This window comes from Lacticaseibacillus manihotivorans DSM 13343 = JCM 12514 (assembly GCF_001435035.1).
Taxonomy (GTDB): domain Bacteria; phylum Bacillota; class Bacilli; order Lactobacillales; family Lactobacillaceae; genus Lacticaseibacillus; species Lacticaseibacillus manihotivorans.
Window position 1 is genome coordinate 29,824 of the sequence record NZ_AZEU01000023.1, and the last position, 22,130, is coordinate 51,953.

Genomic DNA, 22,130 nt, shown 5'->3' on the forward strand with positions numbered 1-22,130 from the left:
CACCTCAACCAAGTGGATCTCAACCTGCGGAATGCTGTAAGCGACAAGTCGCCAACAGCATTCTCATTATGCACCGACGGCCAGCTTCCGGTCCAAATTCAAAACCCATGTGATCAACTACATATCGATGAGTAAAAACTCAGATCACCACCGTTCATATAAAAAGACTCAGACCATTAAAATTCTGCCTGAGTCTTGCTTGAAATTAATAGGGATTGTCTTTCATTCTGAGCGGCTGATAGTCCCCATACTCGACTTGAATCGTCACATGCGCAATATCATATTGATCGCGTAATTTTTGACCAAGTTTTTCGAGAAACCAATCGTTGTTTTCACTGGTATCGCGCATGACGTGTACCGTTAACGCCACATCCGTCGTACTTAACGCCCAAATGTGCAAATCGTGACATGAAACGACGGTTGGAAATTGGGTGATGCATGCGGACACTTTTTGAGGATCGACAGCTTTGGGAACCGCGGCCATCGCCAAGTTCACGGCATCTTTTAACAAGCCCCAAGTGCTGATCAACACAACTAATGCTACTAAAATCGACACTGTCGGATCAAGCCATTGCCAGCCGGTCAATAAGTACAAGCCCCCAGCTAACACCACGCCTAAGCTGACGCCAGCGTCGGCAGCCATATGCATGAACGCGCCTTTGATGTTGAGATCATGATCTTTGCCGTGATGGAACAACAAAGCCGTCGCGCCGTTGACTAAGATCCCCACACCGGCGACGATCATCACAATGCCACCTTGAATCGGTTCCGGATGGGCAAAACGCCCTGCCGCTTCGACAATGATCGCGCCCATAGCCACCAACAAAAACACCGCATTAATCAGCGCGGCTAGAATCGATGAACTTTTATAACCGTATGTGCGCATCGCCGTCGGTTTGCGGCAAGATAACCAAGCGGCAAACCATGCGATCGCCAGGCCCAACACATCAGAAAGATTATGTAAGGCATCGGCGACTAAGGCAATCGAGCCAATGGCAGCCCCAAAGCCAACTTCTGCGACGATGTAAATCGCATTTAATAAGATACCCCAGAAAAACGCTTTGTCTGGTTTCGGATTCGTCATTTTAACCCTCCTCCTCACTAGTACCCTCATCATCGCGAGAATCCCAATGGAAGTCAACGCTAGAAAGTTAGCGTAACCATTCCGGACAAGGCGCAAAGCGTTGGTGTCATCCCCTTATTGCAAGGCTAATAATCTTTCACGCAAATTTTTATTCACCGCATAGAGGCCTAGACCTAAGCGGCCGCGCTTCATTAAAATGTTCGCCACATGCAAAATCAGCGCTTGTTTCTCCGCTTCCCCTAATCCGGCACGCTTGCGAAACGCTTCTTGATCTTCAAACTTGCTGGTATCGATCACGATACGATCAGATTCAGGATCATAATCCAAACTCGGTCCTAAAATCACCCCAGCAACATTCAAATCAAAGCCTTGAATCGTATAAATCGACCCGACTTCATGCAAGGTTTCTGGTCGACTAGCCCAAGGGCGGTCGGTGAAATTGATTTTATCCCAAGGCAGATGCAAACTCCCGGCATCCACCCACCAAGTTTTATCGCCGAACACGCGAAAAGGAAAATCTGTGGTGGCGATCATGCGAGCGAGGCTCTTTTGCGCATCTTGGGCTTGGATCCAATCGTATAAAGGTTGCCCATCAGCGAAGACTTTAAAATTGAAGTCATGCGGCTTAGGCAGAGGTAACAATTCGCGCTTTTGGACAAAAGCATTGATCCAGTTTGACACGCTGGCAGCTTGCATGCGAAATTGTTGGGATAATTCGGCAGATTCGACCACATGCCCCGCCAAGGTTTGATCTAACAATTGGCGATCCCAATGTGATTTGAGTTTCACCACTTGATCGAAATCTTCCACGATCACCACCACATGGGCCAATTGTAATAAGTCGGCGAGTTGATTGTGACCATGATACGCGTTGAAGGGATCAGACTGGCTCAACAACAAATGCGCTTCGTCGACAAACACCGCTTTGGCTTTCTCGCCGGATTTTTGCATACGGTTGATGAACGGCGTAGGCTTTTCGTAATCTTTCTTCAAAACGCCTGGCGTCATGCCGGCAACTTCTTTATAGACTTTCAGCATTTCATTGTGATTGACCAACAAGTGCATGCCAGGTTCCCGCACTGCAGTGAACACGGCGTTCAGTACCACGCTTTTGCCAGAACCAGCATCGCCATGCAACACAAACACTGCCGCCTGATCATCAGCTTGATGGGCTTTGATGAACGTCGCGATGCACTTGGTCAAGGCTTGTTGCGTCGGCGTGAGTTGCGCTTGTTCGCTTAATAAAAAAGTCGTATCACTTAATGGCATTAAAAACTCCTTCAATTAAAAAAGCCGGCTGATTCGCCGGCTAAATCGGTTATGCAAGTGGCCGCACCAGATAAACTTCTGGGCAAAAGCCTTTCATTGAATTGTACACGCGCATGGCACGACTGCGTTTTTCACACAAAGCAAATACCGTCGGCCCAGAACCTGACATTTGGGCGATTTGCGCGCCGTAGCGGACAAAGCGTTCGCGCAAGGCCGTGATTTCCGGATAGCGACTCGCCGTCAATTGTTCCAACGAGTTGGCCATGCCACTGGTCATTTGCGCAAAGTCATGGGCTTGAATGCCTGCGAGCACTTGATCCGTATCCGGGCGCGGTAAAGGTTTGGAATAATCCACTGCATTTAAAATGCTTGGCGTGGACACTGAAGCGCGCGGCTTGGCCAATACCACCCAAAAATTCGGCAAGGCGCCAAGCGGTTCGACGATTTCCCCGCGGCCGGTGACTTTAGCGGTTTGTGAATACACACAATACGGCACATCGGAATCGACTTTTAAGCCTAATTGGGCCAATTGCGCACGCGAATAACCCAGCTGCCACAGCTTGTTGAGGCCGCGCAATACTGCTGCAGCATCGCTAGAGCCGCCACCTAAGCCGGCAGATACCGGGATATGTTTTTCGATGTGAATGCTGGCCCCATTTTTGACGCCAGATACTTGTTGCAATAACGTTGCCGCTTTGTAGGCAAGGTTGCGCGGATCCTCCGGCAGAAACCCACTGTCCGTCGTCACGCGGATCGCCTCAGATGGCTGAATGTGCACATAATCGGCGAGGTCGACGGAAGTCATCACCATCCGCCACTCATGTTCGCCGTCGTGATGGCGATACAGCGCATCTAGACTCAGGTTGATCTTGGCCGGGGCTTTTTCGATGAGTTCCATCTTGACCACCAGTCTCGTTAGCTTTTGTTTTCTAGTATACCACAGGCAAAAGCACGAAACTTATAGTGAACGTTGCATCACGATGACTTCTGCGACATGCCCATTTTGAAATTGGAATGGGGATTTGCGAATCTCTTTGAAACCCAATTGTGGCCAAAATGCCATCGCCTTGGTGTTAGTCGTCACCACGCCAAGTTCGACGGTAATGTAGCGCTCTTGCCGCCATTGCTCAAAGAGTTGTGTCATCACTTGGTGGCCTAAACCCTGATGTTGATCGGCAATCATCAATAAGCCTAAATAAACATCGTGTTCATCAGGATAGCCAGTGATCCAATCACACACACCGATCACTTTTGAATCTTGTTTGATCAAGCGAAAATGCTTGGAGGTTTTGGTTTTGCCTAGCGGTACTTCCTTGGCATCATTGAGCACCGTGACTAACGTCGGCTGGTCGTCGCCGATGACTTCATAGTAGTCATGATTGGCTTGATAAACTTTCAGCGCTTCGAGGCGAGTGGCAGACGTGGTGATTGGATCGAATGTGAACATGGAATTTTCCTTTCGTAAATCGAGGTATTTGCTAGTTGCATCATGGCACAATTACACATGAATTAAAAGCGGTGGTGGCTGGTTCAACGGCATCGTCAAATATATTGACTATATCAAGTATATTAAATATATTCGGTCAAGCCTTTGCTCAGCGCAAATACCATTTTATCAATGCGTGACATCACGCGGAAGCACTTGGAAATCGGGACGGAAGTAGATCGGTGCGGCGTGGTGAGATTTCTGTTGGCGGTTTACCGCCTACAGAAAACCGCAGTAAAAGATCCACTTGGATCACTCGCAAGGCGAGTGATTCAAGTTAGCTTTTGCGAGGACCCTCACTTCGCCGCGACGATCTGCTGGAGTCCCGATTTCCAAGTGCCGAAGCGTATCCTTCTCGTCGAGTCTTGAAAAGCAACGCGGACACGTCTAGCTACGCATACGACTTCGGCGCAAAGAACGCGCCAAAGCCGTATGCTAGGCTACCCGGTCCGCTAAGTACGCTTTTCAAAACTCTGGGCAACAAAAAAACCATGTGCAACTGAGCAACATGGTTGATTTTAGGAAACTTTTTCTTCGTCATCAAACGTGATTTGGATCGATTTGGTGAGGAGGTCTGCGTAACTGTAGGATACGCGTTCAAAGGAATTGGTATCTTGATCGAGATCCACCACGAAAATCGCTGGGTAGGTTTCTTTCAACGTCCCTTTGCGCCGGGTGACCTTTTTGCGGCCCGCTTGGGCGACGACTGTGAGATTCTCGCCGATCTTGCCGTCGAGTTGTTGCTTGATGCTAGCTAATGTCATTGGCATGCATTTCACCTCTTGGTTAACATCATACCACAAAGTCAATAAGTTTGCAATTATACCATTACATTTCGAATCTGACAACCATTAAATGCGCATCATACCAACGTTTTCACCAAATTTTTAGGTTCTATGTCGCGCTTAAAAACCAGCCGCATCCAATGCATCGCTCAAGCGCCCAAATTCAGCAATACTTAAATCTTCTGCCCGGACTTTGGCGTCGATGTCAGCCGTTTCAAGTGCTTGTTTCAATGCATCGCGATTGGCTTTGCCGTACAAGTTCACCAAGTTGTTCCATAACGTTTTTCGGCGAGCCGCAAACGCGCCACGGGTCAATTTATCAAAACTAGCTTGATTGTTAACGGTGATCAATGGTTCTGCACGGCGAGTCAAGGTCACGATGGCAGAGTCCACATTTGGCGCTGGGACAAAGTTGGTGCGTTTGACTTCAAATGCGACTTGCACATCCATTTGTTGTTGAATGGCGATGGTCAAGCTGCCGTAATCTTTGGAATTCGGCTTTGCCGTTAAGCGATCTGCGACTTCTTTTTGCATCATGACCGTCAAGCTGGTGAATGGCAGTTGCGAATTCATCAAATGGGTCAAAATCGGCGTGGTGATGTAATAAGGTAAGTTGGCGACCACTTTCAAGTTGTGTTTACCGTCAAAATGTTCTGCCACCAACTTCGGTAAATCGGCTTTGAGCACGTCTTCTAACACGACTTCGACATTGAGATAGCCGTCAAGAGTTTCCGCTAGCACTGGCAATAAACGCCCATCGACTTCTAACGCCAACACGTGATTGGCATTTTCAGCGATGAATTGCGTCAATGCCCCGATACCAGGGCCAACTTCGATCACGTCATCAGCTTGGGTGAGGCTGGCAGCGTCGACAATGTTTTGCAAAATCGTGGGGTTGGTCAAAAAATTTTGGCCGAGAGACTTCTTAAAGGTAAAGCCGTGGCGCTTTAAAACTGCCGCAGTACGACTAGGATTGGCGATATGTTCAGGCATGGTCTTCCTCCTGATTCAGTTGGGTCAAGGCGTCGGCAAATTGTTGGGGCGTGATTTCAAATTGACGCAGGCGTTTTTGTAATTGTTTGCCGTTGGTATAGCTGATGTGCAAGATATCGCCTAAGGCTGCGCGCCGCTTAGCCGCACGTGGCGAGCCAATGAGTTCCGCGGTATACAAATCTTCCTGTGAAATTTGTTCTGGGGCGTCTGGGACTTCTGTGGTCAAATGGCCTAATGCTTCGCGCAATGCGGCAGGCGTGGCATGTTCAACGCCAAGCGATTGATGCGCATGATCTGGTTTGGCATCTTCGCGCGGTAAAAAGGCATGCGTCACGCCAGGCACTGCCGCAGAAATTGTCTTGCGGATCTTTTCGCCGGGAAAATCGGGATCGGTCAACACGATGACGCCGCGGGTTGCTTGGGCCTTTTTGATGAGGGCTAAGGTTTTCTCAGAAATCGCAGAGCCGCGGGTTTCGATAGTGTCCACATCCCCGAAGGCTTCATGCAGGCGCTTGGTGTCGTCGCGGCCTTCCACGACTATAATTTGTTTAAACTTACTCATTTACTCTCCAATATTAAAAATGCGATGGGCGTTTTGCCATGTGACCGCCGCGATGTGTTCTGGCGTGTCTTCACGATACTTCGCCACAGCATCAACGACAAAATGCGTGAAGCCTGGTTGATTTTGTTCCCCGCGATGTGGCGTTGGCGTCAAGTATGGGGCATCGGTTTCCACTAACAAGCGGTTTTCTGGGATCACTTGAACGGATTCATGTTCTTCTGGCGCATTCTTGAAGGACACGATACCAGAATAAGACACATACATTCCCAGATCTAAGAACTTCTTAGCCCACTCAGCGTCGCCAGTGAAGCTGTGCATAATCCCACCGAAGTCTTCTAAGTGTGCAGCTTTGAGGATATCATAGCTATCTTCAAAGGCATCGCGCGAATGGATTGATACCGGAATATGTAAATCCCGTGCGATTTCAAGTTGGCGCTTAAAGACTCGGCGTTGAATCTCACGTGGGCTGGTGTCCCAGTGATAATCCAATCCGATTTCACCTAACGCCACGGTTTTAGGATCGGCGAGTTGTTCGATCAACAGCTTTTCGGCTGCAGGTGTGTAATCTTTAGAAGATTCTGGATGCCAGCCGACGATCGCATAAAGATTGGGAAACTCTGCCGCTAAGCGCATCGCACCAGCATTTAAGTTGGTATCTGAACCGACGATGGCCATTTTTTTCACATCGAGATCGGCAGCTTGTTGCACAAATTCCGCTTCATGGCCTGCGTACGGCGTGTCATTTAAGTGAGTATGAGAATCAAAAATCTGCATTGTGAACTCCTTTTGTCGTCAAGGGCATAATCTCTACTATTATACACACTTATTGACGACTTCTAAAAGCTCAACCAATAATGGATATCGCATTCGCCTGCCGCTTGCGTGAATTGATACCGAAAAGTTTCCAAACCCCCGATTTGAAACCCATAATGCAAGTAAAAACGATTCGCTGCCAAGTTGCTGCCTTGCGCGATCGTGCACATGCCAGCACAGCCGTGTTGTTGCGCGATGAGCTTGGCCGCATCTAGCAACGCGCTAGCAATGCCTTGGTGTCTAGCGTCTGCATTAACTTTAAGGTCTGCCAGATACACCAACTTGTTGAATTGATATTCAAAAGTCGCCAAGCCGACACATTGGCCGTCGCGATACGCAGACAGCGCAAAGCCTAAGCGGTCGATGTCTACCAACTGGTAATGCTCTTCGGGAAAAGTCTGGGCACTGATGACGTCATCTTTAGTTTCGTGATGATGCCAGCCGGTTTCATCTCGGGTCACCTGCATATGGCCGAAACGCTCAAACGGCTGGTTAGGTAATCGTAAGTCTTCGGCATTGGCTTTGGTGACGCGAGTGATCGTGATCGACATGGCATTGGGCCTCCTTGAATTTGCCTTGAGCTTACCTTGCTGACGACTGCATTGCAAGACCGCCAATTCTTTTCCTTACATTGGCTAAAACTTCGACTATAATCAGATTGGAGGCGATTACATGTTTTTAGATCATCGAACAATTCGCAAATTTTCCCCGCAACCAGTTGACCCCCAGTGCTTAACGCGCTTGATCACCGTGGCGCAACATACTGCAACCTCACATTTCTTGCAGTCTTTTAGCATCATTCATATCACCGATCCTGCACTGCGCTCACAAATCGCCGCCATCAGCCATCAAACTTATGTCGATGGCAACGGAGAATTATTGATTTTTGTGGCGGATCAACACCGCGCAGATCTATGTGCTGACCACCCGAACCAACTCGGCTCAACGGATAAATTTATCCAAGCCGCATCGGATACGTTGTTGGCTGCAGAAAACCTCGTCGATGCCGCTGAAAATCAAGGCCTCGGCACAGTGATTTTAGGCAGTGTCCTCAATGACCCGAAACAATTGATCTCACTGCTTCACCTGCCGAACCTCACCTTCCCGATTTGTGGCGTGATCGTCGGCTATCCTGATCAAAAACCAAACTTCAAACCGCGTATGCCACAAAGCTTAATGAGCTTCGACAATACTTATCACTTACCTGACGACTGGCAGACACAACTAACAAATTACGATCAGGTAATCCAACATTACTATGCGACCCGCGACACCAATCAACGCGAGGAAACCTTCTCTCACTTGTTAGCTAACGGTGCCGCCCATACACCACAAAAGCGCAGTGAATTACTCGAGGCGCTCCATCAACAAGGACTGTGCCTGAAATAACTTCCCAATAAAAACTTTCATCTTTTAATCTTAATTTGTGTCTTGTCAAGCATCATGCGACAATCATCTCTAGGCAGCTGCCTCCAAAGGGGGTGTTGTTTTGTTTAAGGATTTCTTGACGATTATCGTAGGCCCTCATCATTCATTTGATTGAGCGTTGGCTGGACGCTCTAGACGATGATTAGCCAGTTGCCGACCAGACCCACACGCCTGAAATAAGGTGAAAAAAATCCCCACTTCGGACAAGGAAGTGGGGATTTGTGTTGTTTTGTTAAAAGATTTTCTGACAATCACATCATACCATGACCCGACAGTTCGCGCAACTGATCAGTTGCGCGACATGATTGCGAATTGACATCAAGCATCACAACCGATTTCGTCACGCAATAAATAAAAACTCTCTGCCGAAAATTTTCGACAGAGAGTTTTCAATTACGCGCGCTTAGCCCCTGCTGGCACTAATTCGCTAGCCGATTGCAAAGACTTGTGGATTGCTTCAGCCGCCATGCGCCCTTCACGAATGCCCCAAATCACCAACGATGGGCCACGCTTAGCATCCCCGGCAACGTAAACTTGTTCGTTGTCAGTTTTGTAATCGTCATAAACTTTGTGCACACCGCAGTTATCAAACACAGTGGAATCTGCGCCGGTAAAGCCCATGGCCAACAGCACCAGATCAGCGTCTTCAGTCACTTCAGTCCCAGCAACGGGTTGGAAGTGATCAGCTTCATTGATGGTAATGCTTTGCAGCTGACCGTTATCGCCATGAAAGGCAGTGATGGTATGCGCAAAACGAGTCAATGGCTTGTCAGAGAGTTCTGCATATTCGCTTTGACCGTAACCGGTGCGTTGGGTCCGCGGCCATTCAGGCCAAGGATTGTTATCAGGACGCTGTTTGGGAGCCGCTGGTACGATTTCCAATTGTAAAATGTCGCGCGCGCCTAAGCGCAAAGCCGTTGCGATGCAGTCATTGCCAGTATCCCCGCCGCCGACGACGACAATTTTCTTGCCAGCAAGTTTCGTGTTGGCTTTGGTGCCTTCTTTTAACACGGCATGGGTCGCATCAGATAAGAAGTCCAAGGCTTGCTTGACGCCTTTGAGCTGACGACCTGGCGCATTGAGTTCACGCGGCATCCGCGCCCCGATGGCCAACAACACACGAGCGTATTGCTTTTGCAGTTCGTCACCGGAAATGTCGACGCCGACACGTGTGTTGCAAATGAACTTAACGCCAACTTTTTCCATCACAGCGATCCGACGAGCGACATCTTCTTTAGGCAACTTCATGTTCGGAATGCCGTACATCACTAACCCACCAGGACGATCAGCGGCTTCATACACCGTGACATCATAGCCTAGTTGGTTCAACCGCCAAGCCGCGGTCAATCCAGCCGGGCCTGAGCCGACAATGGCGACTTTGATGCCATTGTGGGACACTGGACGGCCCGCTTCTTCGACCCAACCATATTTGAAGGCTTGATCGATAATGAAGCGTTCGTTGTTGCGAATCGTGATGCCTTTGTTGTGCAGGGCTTCGTTACAAGACACTTCACAAGGCGCAGGACACACGTGTCCGGTGAAATCAGGCAACGGGTTGGTCAACGTCAAGCGTTGAAAGGCTCGTTTGTCTTCATTGCGCCCGACAAAATCTTGCCATTCTGGGATCAAGTTGTCGTTTGGACAACCTGATACTGCTTTACCACCTGCGTAAGCATAACCGACATGGCAATGCGGCACACCACAGTTCATGCAGCGCAAAGCTTGTTGCCGCCGGTCTGCTTCAGACAGCGGCAGTTCCATTTCATCAAAATCCAAGATGCGAGTCTTGGGATCGCGCCAAGGGTTATCCTTGCGCGTATATTTCATAAAGCCAAAAGGATCTGACATGTTGTTTTCCTCCTACGCGCTTCGGTTACTTGACAGTGGGTTGTGGGCCCATCACTTGATCAAAGGCGGCTTGTTCAAGATCCTTGGCGGCAACGCCTTGTTTCTTTAAGTCTGCCATTAAATCATTCATACGATGGAATTCTTTAGGATAAACCTTCACGAAATCTTTTTGTGCTTGATCCCAACTAGCCAAAATCTCTAAGGCTTTGGCAGAGTTGGTGTAGCGCGCATGCTTGACGATCAAGTCATGCAAAATTTCGTCGCCAGCCGTTTCACCGACTTTGAAGAATTCGATCATGTCCAGGTTGGCATTGGCTTTGAGTTTGTGATCTGGGTCGTACACATAAGCGACCCCACCAGACATCCCAGCACCAAAGTTGCGACCGGTTGAACCTAAGATCACTGCAGTCCCACCAGTCATGTATTCACAACCATGATCGCCGATACCTTCAACGACCACATTGGCCCCAGAGTTACGCACGGCAAACCGTTCACCAGCCCGCCCGTTGAAGAAGGCTTCGCCACTAGTGGCACCAAAGCAGGCAACGTTGCCGACAATTGGCGCATTGGCATAAAGTTCAGCGGCTTGTTTTGGCGCTTGGACGATCAAACGGCCACCAGACAAGCTCTTGCCAACATAGTCGTTGGCTTCACCAATCAAGCGCAAGGTCAACCCTTCAGCTGCAAAGGCGCCAAAGCTTTGACCAGCGACCCCAGTGTATTCATAGGTCAAACGATCATCTGGTAAATGATCATCTGAGAAGCGCTTGGCTAACCAGCCAGAAATCCGGGCTCCTGCAGAGCGATCGATGTTGTTGATGGTTTTTTTGATGACAGTTTGTTCATCAGATTTCACCGCTTGTTCGGCAAACGCGTTGAGTTCAGGCCGTTCGTCTGCAGGCTTGAACGGATCGGCAACTTTGCGTTCGATGCCGTAAGTCTTGCCTAACATGCGTGAAAAGTCCAAGGTCTTGGCCTTACCAGTGGCGGTAAAGCGTGGAACTAAGTGTTCGACGTGGCCGACCATTTCATCGACGGTGCGATAGCCAAGTTGGGCCATTTGTTCGCGTAAGTCTTCGGCGATAAATTGCATGCAGTTGATGACATTTTCAGGCGTGCCGATGAAGAACTTGCGCAAGGCTGGGTTTTGCGTGGCGATCCCAGTTGGGCAAGTGTTCAACGAGCAAACCCGCATCATGATACAGCCGACGGATACTAAGACCAGCGAGGCAAAAGAGAATTCTTCCGCGCCGAGCATAATGGCAACCGCCACATCGCGGCCATCCATCAATTTCCCATCTGTTTCCAAAATGGCCCGTTGACGCAGGCGGTTCATCGCCAAGGTTTGATGGGCTTCAGACAAGCCCATTTCCCAAGGCAAACCGGCATCACGTACTGAGTTGCGTGGTGCGGCGCCAGTCCCGCCGTCATAACCTGAGATCACGACTTTGTCAGCACCAGCTTTAACGACCCCAGTGGCGATGGTCCCAACACCAGTTGAGGAAACCAATTTCACTGTCACAGCAGCATCTGGATTGACTTGCTTCAAATCAAAGATCAATTGCTTTAAATCTTCGATGGAGTAAATATCATGATGCGGTGGCGGGGAGATCAACCGCACACCAGGCACGGAACCGCGGACTTCAGCGACCCATGGGAAGTTTTTAGTCCCAGGCAGTTGCCCGCCTTCACCAGGCTTGGCCCCTTGTGCCACTTTGATTTGAATTTCTTCAGCAGACATCAAGTATTCGGTGTTCACCCCAAAACGAGCAGAGGCGACTTGTTTGATCTTGGAGTTGACGTCTTTTTTCTGACCGCGCGTCTTAAAGCGCCAACGTGGTTCGCCGCCTTCACCACAGTTGGACTTCCCGCCTAAACGGTTCATCGCTTCAGCAATCGTGGTGTGCGCTTCTTCTGAAATGGAGCCATAACTCATGGCGCCAGACTTGAAGCGCTTGACGATCGACGATACAGGTTCAACTTCTGATAACGGCACACTTGGACGATCAGAGTGGATATGCCACTGCGAACGCAAAGTGGTCGGATCAGACAATTCTTCTTCGTGCATTTCTTTGGCGTAGTCTTGGTACAACTTGTAATCGCCTAAACGCACTGCCCGTTGGAACTTGTAAATCGTGCGCGGATTGTACAAATGGTGTTCGCCTTCTGCGCGATACTTGAAGGAGCCACCAGATGGTAAATCGCGATTAGCCGTTGGCCCAAAGGCACGGTCATAGCGCGCCATGTATTCGGCTTCGATTTGATCCAAACCGATGCCGCCGATCCGACTTTGCGTGCCGGTGAAGTATTCGTCCACCACATCAGTGGCCAAGCCGACTGCTTCAAACAGTTGGGCGCCTTGATAACCGGTGATCGTGGAGATCCCCATGCGAGACATGATTTTGATGATGCCTTTTTCTGCGGCATGACGATAAGTTTCTAAGGCATCAGACATGCCGTAAGCTTTCAACGTCGCATAAACACCATAAGGATGAATCGCACTGGCACCATAACCCATCAACGCAGCATAATGGTGCACTTCACACGCTTCACCAGTGTCGACTAAAATCGAGGCCCGGCCGCGCTTCCCTTTGCGGACCAAGTAGTTGTTCAACCCGGAAACTGCCAGTAAAATCGGCATCACAAGTTGTTCTTTACCGGCGTCACGATCGGTTAAAATCAATAAGTTCTTGCCTGCATCCACCGCAGTTTCTGCCGCGCGGAACAAGTCGTCTAAGGCTTGTTGCAAGCGGTGTTGGCGATCAGACTTCGCATAGCAAATCGATAATTCTTGCGTGTGGAAACCATCTGTATCCAAATGGCGCAGTTTTTCAAATTCAGGCGTTGTCAACATTGGCGAGCTGAGTTTCACTTTGCGTGCATTCTTTGGATCATCTGCGGCAACGTTAGCGTCTGGGCCGATGAAGACTTCGGTGCCGATCACCAACTGTTCGCGGATCGCGTCGATCGGTGGGTTAGTGACTTGGGCGAATTGTTGTTTGAAATAAGTGAACAAGCTTTGCGGCTTTTTGGACAAAACGGCTAAAGGCGTATCAAAGCCCATGGAAATGATCGGCTCTTCCCCTTTTTTAGCCATTGGGATGATCGCATCTTGAATGATATCCACGGTGTAACCATGCCGACGCCACAAGGTTTCCAAAGAATCTTCCGTTAAGTCGCTTTGAATGTCTGCGGCAGGAACTTGATCCAAGGTCAATTCGTTGTCATCCAACCATTGTTGGTAAGGATGCGCAGCGGAATACTTGTCTTTGATAGCTTGGGTGTGATAAATTTTACCTTCATGAGTATCGACTAAAACCATTTCGGCTGGGCCTAAGATCCCTTTGTCGACTAGGTCTTCTGGCGCCACATCATAAACCCCAGATTCAGAAGCGACCACCATAATGTCATCTTTGGTCACCAAATAGCGACTTGGGCGCAAGCCGTTGCGATCAAGCGCTGCACCGACTTGGACACCATCCGTAAAGCAAATCGCGGCTGGTCCATCCCAAGGCGCCATAAAGCTGGCATTGTATTCATCAAAGGCGCGTTGTTGTTTGGAAATGCCCGTGCCTTCGCCCCAAGCTTCTGGCATCATCATCAGTAAGGCTTGCGGAATATCGCGACCATGATGGTAGAGATATTCCATGCAGTTTTCCAGCTTGGCAGAGTCAGAGTCGTCTTCGTTATAAACTGGAATATTATTAGACGCCATCCAGTTTTCAGCACCTTTTAACGTGTTGATTTCACCATTATGGGCTAAATAGCGGAAAGGTTGCGCGCGATCCCAGCTTGGGAAGGTGTTGGTGGAGAAACGTGAATGGATCAAGCAAATCGAAGACTGCATGGTTTCATCATGCAGATCTGGGTAGAATTGGCCGACTTGATAAGCATGCAACATGCCTTTGTAGCAAATCGTTTGCGAAGACAAGCTGACAATGGTGAAATCGTCAGCGTTGAATAAGCCTTCCAGTTGGCGACGGAGTTTAAACAAGGCATCTTCAAATTCACGCCCTGCCGCCACTGCATCAGGCCGCGCGACGATCAATTGCATAAAGCTTGGCATCACTTGTTGGGCAGTAGGACCGCAAGCTTCATAAACATAAGGAACAGCACGCCAGGCTAAAACTCGGAAGCCATGTTGTTGGACTTGTTCCGTGACGGCTTGTTGCGTGGCATTTTTGCCTTCATCATCTTGAGGTAAAAAGAAATTCCCGACTGCGTAATTGCCAAACTTAGGTAAATCAAAGTCTTGTTCCGCCGCATAGTTGCGGAAAAAACTGTCTGGCATTGCCATTAAGATCCCAGCGCCGTCACCAGTATCAGGTTCTGAACCGGTACCGCCACGGTGATTCATCCGTGCTAACATCACCAATGCCCGTTCCACTAACGCATGCGTCGCCAGCCCGTGGATCTGGGTGATAAAGCCCATGCCACAAGCGGCATGTTCAAACGTTGGGTCGTACATTGTTTCTTGATTGTGCCGCATTCCCGTTCACCTCTAACTAAATTTCAAACAGTGAGTTTACGGTTAAGTTTACTCATCGAATTCTTATAATGCAAGTTTTCATAAGTGAAAATTCGGCACATTAAGCTGAAATCACCAACAATTACGATATTTTTTCAGTATTCCTTTCGTAAAATTATGTGATATAGGTGAGAAATGCTGTCACAACGACCGCTTATGTGATGTTTTCTAACGCGTATTTTCACAACACAAAAATCGTGGCAGGTTTTCTCACGAATTTTGGTGTGTCAGCGCCTCGATGAGCGATTATCTGACATGGCTCAAAAATTTTGAATTTAGGCAATAAAAAACACGTTTACGAAAATTCGCAAACGTGTTTTTTCAATTAGCCGATCAAGGCGCCATTTTCGGTGTTGTCTGGCAAAATGGCCAAGGCGATCTTACCTTTAGAATCTTCAGACGATAACAGCATGCCTTCAGACATTTCACCACGTAACTTGCGTGGCTTCAAGTTGACCACTGCCATCACCTTTTTGCCTTTGAGTTCTTCAAAGTGTGGGTAATACTTGGCGATGCCGCTGATGATTTGACGCGTGCCTTCATCGCCAGCATCCAAGGTGAACTTGAGTAACTTGTCAGCACCTTTAACTTTTTCAACGTCTAAGATTTCAGCCACGCGGATCTCTGACTTATCGAAGGTGTCAAAGTCGATTTCATCTTTACGGTCTTCATCTTTAACCGTGGCTTTCGTCTTTGGTGGGGTCATTTGGGCTTTGATCCAGTTAACTTCCGCTTCAGCATCTAAGCGTGGGAAGATCGGTGTGCCTTTGGCGACGACTTGCGCACCAGATGGTAAGTGCCCCCATTCAAGGGTTTCTTGCGCTTCGTCTTGATCGTCAAAACCGAGTTGGCCGAAGATCTGCTTAGGGGCATGGGTCATCACTGGTTGGATCAACAAGGCGATCAAGCGTAAGCTTTCAGCCAAGTGGGCCATGACAGAATCCAAGGTGCTTTGCTTTTCAGGATCTTTGGCCAGGTTCCAAGGTTCCGTTTCATCGATGTACTTGTTGGCGCGGGCGATCAGCTTCCAAGTGGCATCCATAGCGTCGTTGAACTGTAAGTTGTCCATCAAGCCATTGTATTGGCCGATGACGTCAGCAGCAGTGGCTTCAAGATCGGCGTCAAATGGTGTGGCATCGTGTTGTAATTCTGGCAATACGCCACCGCAATACTTGTTGATCATGGCGATGGTCCGGTTCAACAAGTTCCCCAAGTCATTGGCCAAATCAAAGTTGATGCGGTCGATGAAGTCTTCAGGGGTGAAAATGCCGTCGTTACCAAATGGAATGGCACGCATCAAATAGTAACGCAAAGCATCAAGGCCATAGCGTTCGACCAACATTTCCGGATAAATGGCATTGCCCTTAGACTTGGACATTTTGCCATCTTTCATGACTAACCAGCCATGACCGTAGATCTTCTTTGGAATTGGCAAGCCCAATGCCATCAACATGATTGGCCAGTAAATCGTGTGGAAACGCACGATTTCTTTACCGATCAGTTGAATGTTGGCTGGCCAGTACTTGTCAAACAAGTCATGGTTTTCAGAGCCATAACCTAAGGCAGTGATGTAGTTCAACAAGGCATCGACCCACACGTAAACCACGTGCTTAGGGTTTTCTGGCACTGGCACGCCCCAGTTAAAGCTGGTGCGAGACATCGCCAAGTCTTCCAAGCCAGGCTTGATGAAGTTGTTGATCATTTCTTTTTTGCGCGATTCAGGTTGGATGAAGTCAGGATGTTCATCATAGTACTTCAACAAACGATCTGAATACTTGCTCATTTTGAAGAAATAAGATTCTTCTTTGACCAATTGGACTTCATGGCCTGATGGGGCTTTCCCACCGATGACCTTACCGTCTTTGTCGCGGTAGACTTCGGCCAGTTGAGGTTCAGTAAAGTATTCTTCATCTTCAACAGAATACCAACCAGTGTATTCACCAAGATACACGTCGCCTTGTTTGATCAAGCGTTCAACGATCGCTTGCACGGCTTTAACGTGTTCTTCATCGGTGGTGCGGATGAACTTGTCGTTGGTGATTTCAAGCATTTTCCACAGGGATTTGATTTGGGCAACCATCCCGTCCACGTATGCTTGCGGTGTGATCCCTAAGGCGTCGGCTTTTTGCTCGATTTTTAAACCGTGCTCGTCAGTCCCAGTCAAAAAGAAAACGTCGTAGCCCATCAAGCGCTTGTAACGTGCGATCACGTCAGCGGCGATGGTGGAATATGCATTACCGATATGTAACTTACCACTTGGGTAATAAATCGGGGTGGTCACGTAGAACGTTGGTTTTGCCATGAATATTGTGCCTCCTGCAGCAAACAAGTGTCTAGATGCCATTAAGTATAGCATAGGTTAGCGCTAGGTGAAAAAGTGATTTGGAATTGGGACTCCGTTGATTAGTATAAGCATAAAATTAGTCCGCTCCGGTAAAAAGCGTTCTGGCGGAATGGACGTGGAACGCAATGTCGCTCGTCGGCGTCCAGTCCGCCGCCACGCTTTTTACCTCCGCGCGCTAATTTTGTAGGACGAGGACTGCCTCCGTCCCCACCGAATCACATTTGCTTTCCTCGCACCCTTGCCAACGTGTGGTTATAGCATCACGATATCTCGTCTCAATCATCAATTCGCAAGCTACTCCACCGCCAACTCGATGACTTTCACAATGGTTTCAGCGACTTTGACCATCGCTTCAGTGGACACACATTCATACGGACCATGGAAGTTGATGCCGCCGTTGAACAAATTTGGCGTTGGAATGCCATTATAAGTGATGAACGTGCCATCAGTGCCGCCACGAAATGGCACGGCTTCTGGGGTCAAGCCGACTGCTTTGATGGCTTTAGTCGCTAAATCATACGGCGTCGAATCCTTCTTCAAGACGTCATAAATATTGTAATACTGATCGTTGAGCGTTAATTGAATGCGCGGCCGATCAAGCGTGGCATTGATTTCAGCGATGGCTTTTTGAAGCGTGGCTTTGCGCCCTTCAAACAAGTTGTGGTCATGATCGCGAATAATGTAATACATGCTGGCGTGGTCCACAGTTCCCGTTAAGTGCAACAGGGCGAAAAAGCCTTCATGATCTTGGGTGAATTCGGGCCGTTCAAATTGTGGCAAACTAGCGTCGAGTTTCTCTGCCAAAGATAACGCATTGACCATCAAGTTCTTGGCTTCGCCAGGATGTACCGAAGTCCCAGTGATTTCAATTTTGGCTTCAGCGCCGTTGAAGGTTTCAAATTCCATTTGGCCTAACGCGCCATTGTCCAAGGTATAAGCGAACTTGGTGGCAAAGGCTTTGGTGTCTAAATGCTTGCCACCGCGGCCGATTTCTTCATCTGGGCCAAAGCCGAAGCGGATCTCACCATGTTTGATTTCTGGATGAGCCAATAAATAACGTGCTGAAGCCACTGCTGCAGCGATCCCAGCTTTATCATCGACACCAAGTAACGTCGTGCCATCACTGGTGATCAACGTTTCGCCGAAGTATTGTTTCAATTTGGGAAACTCGTCAACTGTAAGCTTTAAGCCATTTTCAAATTGGATCGGGTTGCCATCATAGTTAGGATGGACCAGGGGTTTCACATTTTTGGCTGCATAGTCTGCAGTATCCAAATGCGCGATAAACCCGATAGGATCGGCATCAGAACCATTCGCTGGCAAGGTGGCGTAAACAAACCCGTCATCATGTAAGGCGACCTCGCTTAAGCCTAATGCTGTGAGTTGGGTGACTAATTTTTTTGCGAGCACGGTTTGGCCAGGCGTGGAAGGATATGTGGTGCTGGCCGCATCTGAGCGGGTGTTGATTTGACAATAAGTGATGAAATCTTGCTGCAACAATGCGGCATCAATGGATTTTGACATAAGGCACCTCCGAGGATTTTGCTTGTGGCTTAGTGTGGACGCCGATGCTATTTTTGTCAAATCGATGAAAAAATGTTGACAATTGTCTGAGTTGGTTTTAATCTGATAACCAATAGCTGACATCGCAAAGATGAGTAACAGCCGACACCTGCTCAGAGAGTCTCCGTTTGGTGCAAGGAGAACTGGTGAACGTTGCGAATATGGTCTTTGTTTAGTCTTCATCGATGAGTTCGCGAATCGATGACGGGCACTCCCGTTAACGAGTTTGGGTATCAGGCTTCGCCTCGTACCTGCAAAGATCATTGCTGTGAGGCAATGATGAACCCAAGGTGGTAACGCGAGTGCTCGCCCTTGGCTGGAAACAGCTGGGGACGGGTATTTTTTTTGGAAATTTTGGAGGAAACTGACAATGAAAAAAGCACATGCAATTACAGGCGTCGTCTCACTCACTGCCTTAGCCTTGATCGCAGCCGGCTGCGGGAATAACAAAGCCAACACCGCTTCAAGCAAAAAACAACAAACTATCACTTGGTCTGAAACGTCAGCCATCACCACTTCAGATGTTTCCCAAGCCACTGACACCGTTTCGTTTCAAACGTTAATGAACACCCAAGAAGGCGTGTATCGCTTAGCCGATGCCGGTAAGAAAACGGAACTCGCCTTGGCTAAGAAAGTCGACGTGTCTAAAGATGGCAAAACTTACAACGTCACCTTACGCGATGCCAAGTGGAGCAATGGCGATCCCATCACCGCCCAAGATTTCGTTTACTCTTGGCGGCGCACGGTCGATCCTAAAACCAAATCTCAAGATGCGTTCTACTTTGCACCAGTGGCCAACGCCAATGACATCATCGCTGGCAAGAAACCGACTTCTGCTTTAGGCATCAAAGCAACGGATAAGCATCACTTTACGATCACCTTGGCGCAACCAACTGCCTACTTCAAACAACTGTTAGCCTGGCCACTGTTTTACCCCTTGGATCAAAAAGTCGTGGAAAAATATGGCAAGGCCTACGCCACCACTTCTGAAAAGTCTGTTTATTCCGGTCCTTACAAGCTGACGGGTTGGAACGGTTCTTCTGATACTTGGACCTTGAAGAAGAACAACCAGTATTGGGATAAGCAAAACGTCAAGTTGGCCGCCGTTAAAGAACGGGTGATCAAAGACCCAAGCACCGGCTTGAACTTGTACAACACCAACAAGTTGTCTGAAGTGGCCTTATCTGGGACCATCGCCACCCAACAAACCAAAAACAAAGACCGCGTCGATCGCTTAAGCTCTAACATTTCGCGCATCGACTTGAACCAAAACAAAGTCGCTGCCTTCAAAAACGCTGACATTCGCAAAGACTTCTCCTTGACCATCGACCGCAAAGCGTTGGTCAACAACGTCTTAAAAGATGGCTCTAAAGCCGCCCTTGGCTTCATTCCAGTGGGCCTTGGCACGAACGCCGACACCGGCAAAGACTTTGCCAAAACCACCCAAGTCAAATCTGCCGTCAGCTACGACTTAGCCAAAGCCAAAAAGCTTTATGCCAAAGGGGCTAAGGCTGCTGGCATCACCAGTTTAAACGTCAACTTGTTAGCTGATGACACCGACAACTCCAAAGCTGTCGCCGAATATATCCAAGGCGCCTTAGAGAAACTTTCCGGCGTCAAAGTCACGATCACTGCCATTCCTAAGGCCCAACGTTTGCAAAAGCAAAACTCCGGCAACTATGACATGGTCGTTACTGCTTGGCAATCCGTATTCGCCGATCCATACAACTTCTTAGATGTATGGTTGTCTAACGCTTCTTACAACAACTCTGGCTGGAAGAACGCAGAATTTGACAAACTACTCGACGAATCCGAAAACAAAGATGGGAATAACGTCGCCGCTCGCTGGTCTGCTTTACAAAAAGCTGAAAAGATCTTAATGAACGATCAAGGCACGATCCCGTTGTATCAAGCCAACACCTTGCAATTGGTCAAGTCTAACGTCAAAGGCATCAACTTCAACCCATCAGGCGTGCCATATGACTTCAAAGGTGCTTACCTCAAATAAGTTCTTTATATAGAAGAAAAGCGTCACCGAAAATTCTCGGTGACGCCTTTTTGATGGCCTGAAATTTTAACGTAAGCTGTCCCAAGCTGGCAATACCACTGGCTTGGTGGCTTCTGCTGCTAAGACGTTTTCTGGCAATAAGTCACGCCGGATCACACATTCATAACTGTACGCTTTAAACCACGCCCCATCGGCAACGAAGTACCCGTCATGCCCGCGGTCTTTACCCCATGAGTTCTCGACTTTCCAACTGCGCGCCTGATCATCCACCAAATCAACGCCAGTCAAGGTCATCGCATGTGACACCACCGCTTCGCCAGTCGCAAAACGATCTGCTTGGCTCATGTGCAGATCCATATCAAACAAATCGGATAAGGCATAAAGCCCACCGCGCAACGTACCGGAATCACGATCCATATCCGCTAACACATCATTGCCAAACCACACGGCTTCGCCTGCTTTGAGTTGGGCCACTGCCAGTTGTTCCATGGTTTGTTGTGGCACATTGACGAAGCGGATCGGGCGACCGTTTTCCACATAGTCTTGGGCGGGTAAGGCGTAACTTTGCCAATAAGGTTTCTCAGTGGTGCTGGCGATGGTCACGTAATCATCCAGCGCCCAGCCGACATATTTTTGATAGAAGCTTTGTGGCGTGAGGTCTGCATCGCGATGATATTGTTTATCTTTGTCGCGATATTCAAAATCAAACGTCGTCGGCACGCTGCCATAGGCGTAACTCAACATGCGGTAAATGTCAGATAATGCGGCTTGCTTCAAAGCTTCGCGCTTGGAAGCTTCGGCGTTGCGCAAGGCGTGGGCAGTTTGGCGCAGTTTCTTGTTCAACAACTTATTGAAATCTGCCGTGTTGCTAGAGGTAAAGGTTTCAGGCATCGCTGACTTTGGCACTAAGCCATATTTTTCAACCAAGGCGGCTGCATTGTCATATTGCCCACCATCCCCATTCGGTGCGGCCAATAAGAAGCTGACTTCGCGATCAGTCAACGGCTTATCCGCAGTGTCGATCATTTGATTCAAGAAATGATTGCTTTTTTCCAACCGATCAAAAAACGCGAGATAGCTTTGGGAGAATTCCAAATCAGGCAAGTTCGCCTGCTTGGCAGCGAAGTGGCGCATGGTGTTGAGTTGGGCAAATAACCAGCAGCGGCCAGAGTGCAGTTGATTGGTCACTGCATCAGTATCCAGTTCGATGGAAAATGCTGGCTTGACGGTTTTATCTTCCAATTGACCGTGACTGGCCGCATTCGGGCCCACGTTTTGCACGATTTTAGACAGAGCCTTGGAAGCTGGCGTATTGGCTAAATCTTCTTCATATTGTGCGATTTGTTTAAAAGTAATCGATTTTGTCATAGTTATAATCACGCAAGCGCTGCGCCCTTGCCCAAAAGGCAATGAAAAGGC

16 protein-coding genes are annotated in these 22,130 nt (G+C 48.6%); 2 read left to right on the top strand and 14 right to left on the bottom strand.

The genetic code is table 11. From position 1 onward, the window contains the following. Positions 1-205 precede the first annotated feature (205 nt). The 9 genes from FD01_RS01655 to FD01_RS01695 all read right to left on the bottom strand — a co-directional run bounded on the left by FD01_RS01655 (position 206) and on the right by FD01_RS01695 (position 7,543). On the bottom strand, positions 206-1,084 hold the full coding sequence (locus FD01_RS01655) for a cation diffusion facilitator family transporter (RefSeq protein WP_056962384.1): 879 nt from the start codon (positions 1,082-1,084) through the stop codon (positions 206-208). A 114-nt stretch (positions 1,085-1,198) separates the two neighbouring features. Beyond that, on the bottom strand, positions 1,199-2,353 hold the full coding sequence (locus FD01_RS01660; protein ID WP_056962385.1) for a DUF2075 domain-containing protein: 1,155 nt from the start codon (positions 2,351-2,353) through the stop codon (positions 1,199-1,201). A gap of 49 nt (positions 2,354-2,402) precedes the next feature. Beyond that, positions 2,403-3,251: a 4-(cytidine 5'-diphospho)-2-C-methyl-D-erythritol kinase gene (ispE, locus tag FD01_RS01665; protein WP_056962386.1), complete on the bottom strand. Its 849-nt coding sequence runs from the start codon at positions 3,249-3,251 to the stop codon at positions 2,403-2,405. A gap of 60 nt (positions 3,252-3,311) precedes the next feature. Continuing rightward, positions 3,312-3,800, bottom strand: a complete 489-nt coding sequence (locus FD01_RS01670) for a GNAT family N-acetyltransferase (RefSeq protein WP_054714349.1) — start codon at positions 3,798-3,800, stop codon at positions 3,312-3,314. A gap of 557 nt (positions 3,801-4,357) precedes the next feature. Next, positions 4,358-4,609 (bottom strand): Veg family protein, encoded by a 252-nt coding sequence (locus FD01_RS01675; protein ID WP_054714344.1) that lies wholly within the window; start codon positions 4,607-4,609, stop codon positions 4,358-4,360. 135 nt (positions 4,610-4,744) lie between these two features. Next, complete coding sequence (gene rsmA, locus FD01_RS01680) at positions 4,745-5,617, bottom strand: 16S rRNA (adenine(1518)-N(6)/adenine(1519)-N(6))-dimethyltransferase RsmA (RefSeq protein ID WP_056962387.1); 873 nt, start codon at positions 5,615-5,617, stop codon at positions 4,745-4,747. Next, complete coding sequence (gene rnmV / locus FD01_RS01685) at positions 5,610-6,179, bottom strand: ribonuclease M5 (protein WP_054714341.1); 570 nt, start codon at positions 6,177-6,179, stop codon at positions 5,610-5,612. The genes rsmA and rnmV overlap by 8 nt, the downstream gene beginning before the upstream one ends. Then, entirely contained in the window at positions 6,180-6,953 is a 774-nt protein-coding gene (locus tag FD01_RS01690) for a TatD family hydrolase (protein ID WP_056962388.1), read from the bottom strand. A 62-nt stretch (positions 6,954-7,015) separates the two neighbouring features. Further along, positions 7,016-7,543, bottom strand: a complete 528-nt coding sequence (locus FD01_RS01695) for a GNAT family N-acetyltransferase (protein ID WP_054714338.1) — start codon at positions 7,541-7,543, stop codon at positions 7,016-7,018. A gap of 121 nt (positions 7,544-7,664) precedes the next feature. Here FD01_RS01695 and FD01_RS01700 point away from each other — a divergent pair, with 121 nt between their 5' ends. Then, a complete protein-coding gene (locus FD01_RS01700; RefSeq protein WP_056962389.1) occupies positions 7,665-8,381 on the top strand; it encodes a nitroreductase family protein in 717 nt (238 codons plus the stop codon). Between the two features lie 432 nt (positions 8,382-8,813). Here the strand turns inward: FD01_RS01700 and FD01_RS01705 are convergent, their stop codons facing one another. From FD01_RS01705 to pepT, 4 genes are all read right to left on the bottom strand, one after another. Continuing rightward, positions 8,814-10,268, bottom strand: a complete 1,455-nt coding sequence (locus tag FD01_RS01705) for a glutamate synthase subunit beta (RefSeq protein ID WP_054714335.1) — start codon at positions 10,266-10,268, stop codon at positions 8,814-8,816. Between the two features lie 25 nt (positions 10,269-10,293). Next, entirely contained in the window at positions 10,294-14,757 is a 4,464-nt protein-coding gene (gene gltB / locus FD01_RS01710; protein WP_056962390.1) for a glutamate synthase large subunit, read from the bottom strand. A 364-nt stretch (positions 14,758-15,121) separates the two neighbouring features. Further along, entirely contained in the window at positions 15,122-17,098 is a 1,977-nt protein-coding gene (gene metG / locus FD01_RS01715) for a methionine--tRNA ligase (RefSeq protein ID WP_056962391.1), read from the bottom strand. A gap of 336 nt (positions 17,099-17,434) precedes the next feature. Beyond that, entirely contained in the window at positions 17,435-18,664 is a 1,230-nt protein-coding gene (gene pepT / locus FD01_RS01720) for a peptidase T (RefSeq protein ID WP_056962392.1), read from the bottom strand. A gap of 409 nt (positions 18,665-19,073) precedes the next feature. Between pepT and FD01_RS01725 the strand changes: the two genes are divergently transcribed. Beyond that, on the top strand, positions 19,074-20,711 hold the full coding sequence (locus FD01_RS01725) for a peptide ABC transporter substrate-binding protein (RefSeq protein ID WP_056962393.1): 1,638 nt from the start codon (positions 19,074-19,076) through the stop codon (positions 20,709-20,711). A 66-nt stretch (positions 20,712-20,777) separates the two neighbouring features. On the opposite strand, the gene FD01_RS01730 is transcribed toward FD01_RS01725, so the two are convergent. Continuing rightward, positions 20,778-22,079 carry a C1 family peptidase gene (locus FD01_RS01730; RefSeq protein ID WP_056962394.1) on the bottom strand — a complete coding sequence of 434 codons (1,302 nt, stop codon included), beginning with the start codon at positions 22,077-22,079 and terminating at the stop codon, positions 20,778-20,780. Positions 22,080-22,130: the final 51 nt, after the last annotated feature.

Bases quoted from the DNA above. Each gene is read 5' to 3' on its own strand.
- FD01_RS01725 (WP_056962393.1), top strand. From the start codon at position 19,074: ATGAAAAAAGCACATGCAATTACAGGCGTCGTCTCACTCACTGCCTTA.
- FD01_RS01670 (WP_054714349.1), bottom strand. From the start codon at position 3,800: ATGTTCACATTCGATCCAATCACCACGTCTGCCACTCGCCTCGAAGCG.
- FD01_RS01695 (WP_054714338.1), bottom strand. From the start codon at position 7,543: ATGTCGATCACGATCACTCGCGTCACCAAAGCCAATGCCGAAGACTTA.
- rsmA (WP_056962387.1), bottom strand. From the start codon at position 5,617: ATGCCTGAACATATCGCCAATCCTAGTCGTACTGCGGCAGTTTTAAAG.
- FD01_RS01675 (WP_054714344.1), bottom strand. From the start codon at position 4,609: ATGCCAATGACATTAGCTAGCATCAAGCAACAACTCGACGGCAAGATC.
- gltB (WP_056962390.1), bottom strand. From the start codon at position 14,757: ATGCGGCACAATCAAGAAACAATGTACGACCCAACGTTTGAACATGCC.
- pepT (WP_056962392.1), bottom strand. From the start codon at position 18,664: ATGTCAAAATCCATTGATGCCGCATTGTTGCAGCAAGATTTCATCACT.
- FD01_RS01655 (WP_056962384.1), bottom strand. From the start codon at position 1,084: ATGACGAATCCGAAACCAGACAAAGCGTTTTTCTGGGGTATCTTATTA.
- rnmV (WP_054714341.1), bottom strand. From the start codon at position 6,179: ATGAGTAAGTTTAAACAAATTATAGTCGTGGAAGGCCGCGACGACACC.
- FD01_RS01700 (WP_056962389.1), top strand. From the start codon at position 7,665: ATGTTTTTAGATCATCGAACAATTCGCAAATTTTCCCCGCAACCAGTT.
- FD01_RS01730 (WP_056962394.1), bottom strand. From the start codon at position 22,079: ATGACAAAATCGATTACTTTTAAACAAATCGCACAATATGAAGAAGAT.
- FD01_RS01690 (WP_056962388.1), bottom strand. From the start codon at position 6,953: ATGCAGATTTTTGATTCTCATACTCACTTAAATGACACGCCGTACGCA.
- FD01_RS01660 (WP_056962385.1), bottom strand. From the start codon at position 2,353: ATGCCATTAAGTGATACGACTTTTTTATTAAGCGAACAAGCGCAACTC.
- ispE (WP_056962386.1), bottom strand. From the start codon at position 3,251: ATGGAACTCATCGAAAAAGCCCCGGCCAAGATCAACCTGAGTCTAGAT.
- FD01_RS01705 (WP_054714335.1), bottom strand. From the start codon at position 10,268: ATGTCAGATCCTTTTGGCTTTATGAAATATACGCGCAAGGATAACCCT.
- metG (WP_056962391.1), bottom strand. From the start codon at position 17,098: ATGGCAAAACCAACGTTCTACGTGACCACCCCGATTTATTACCCAAGT.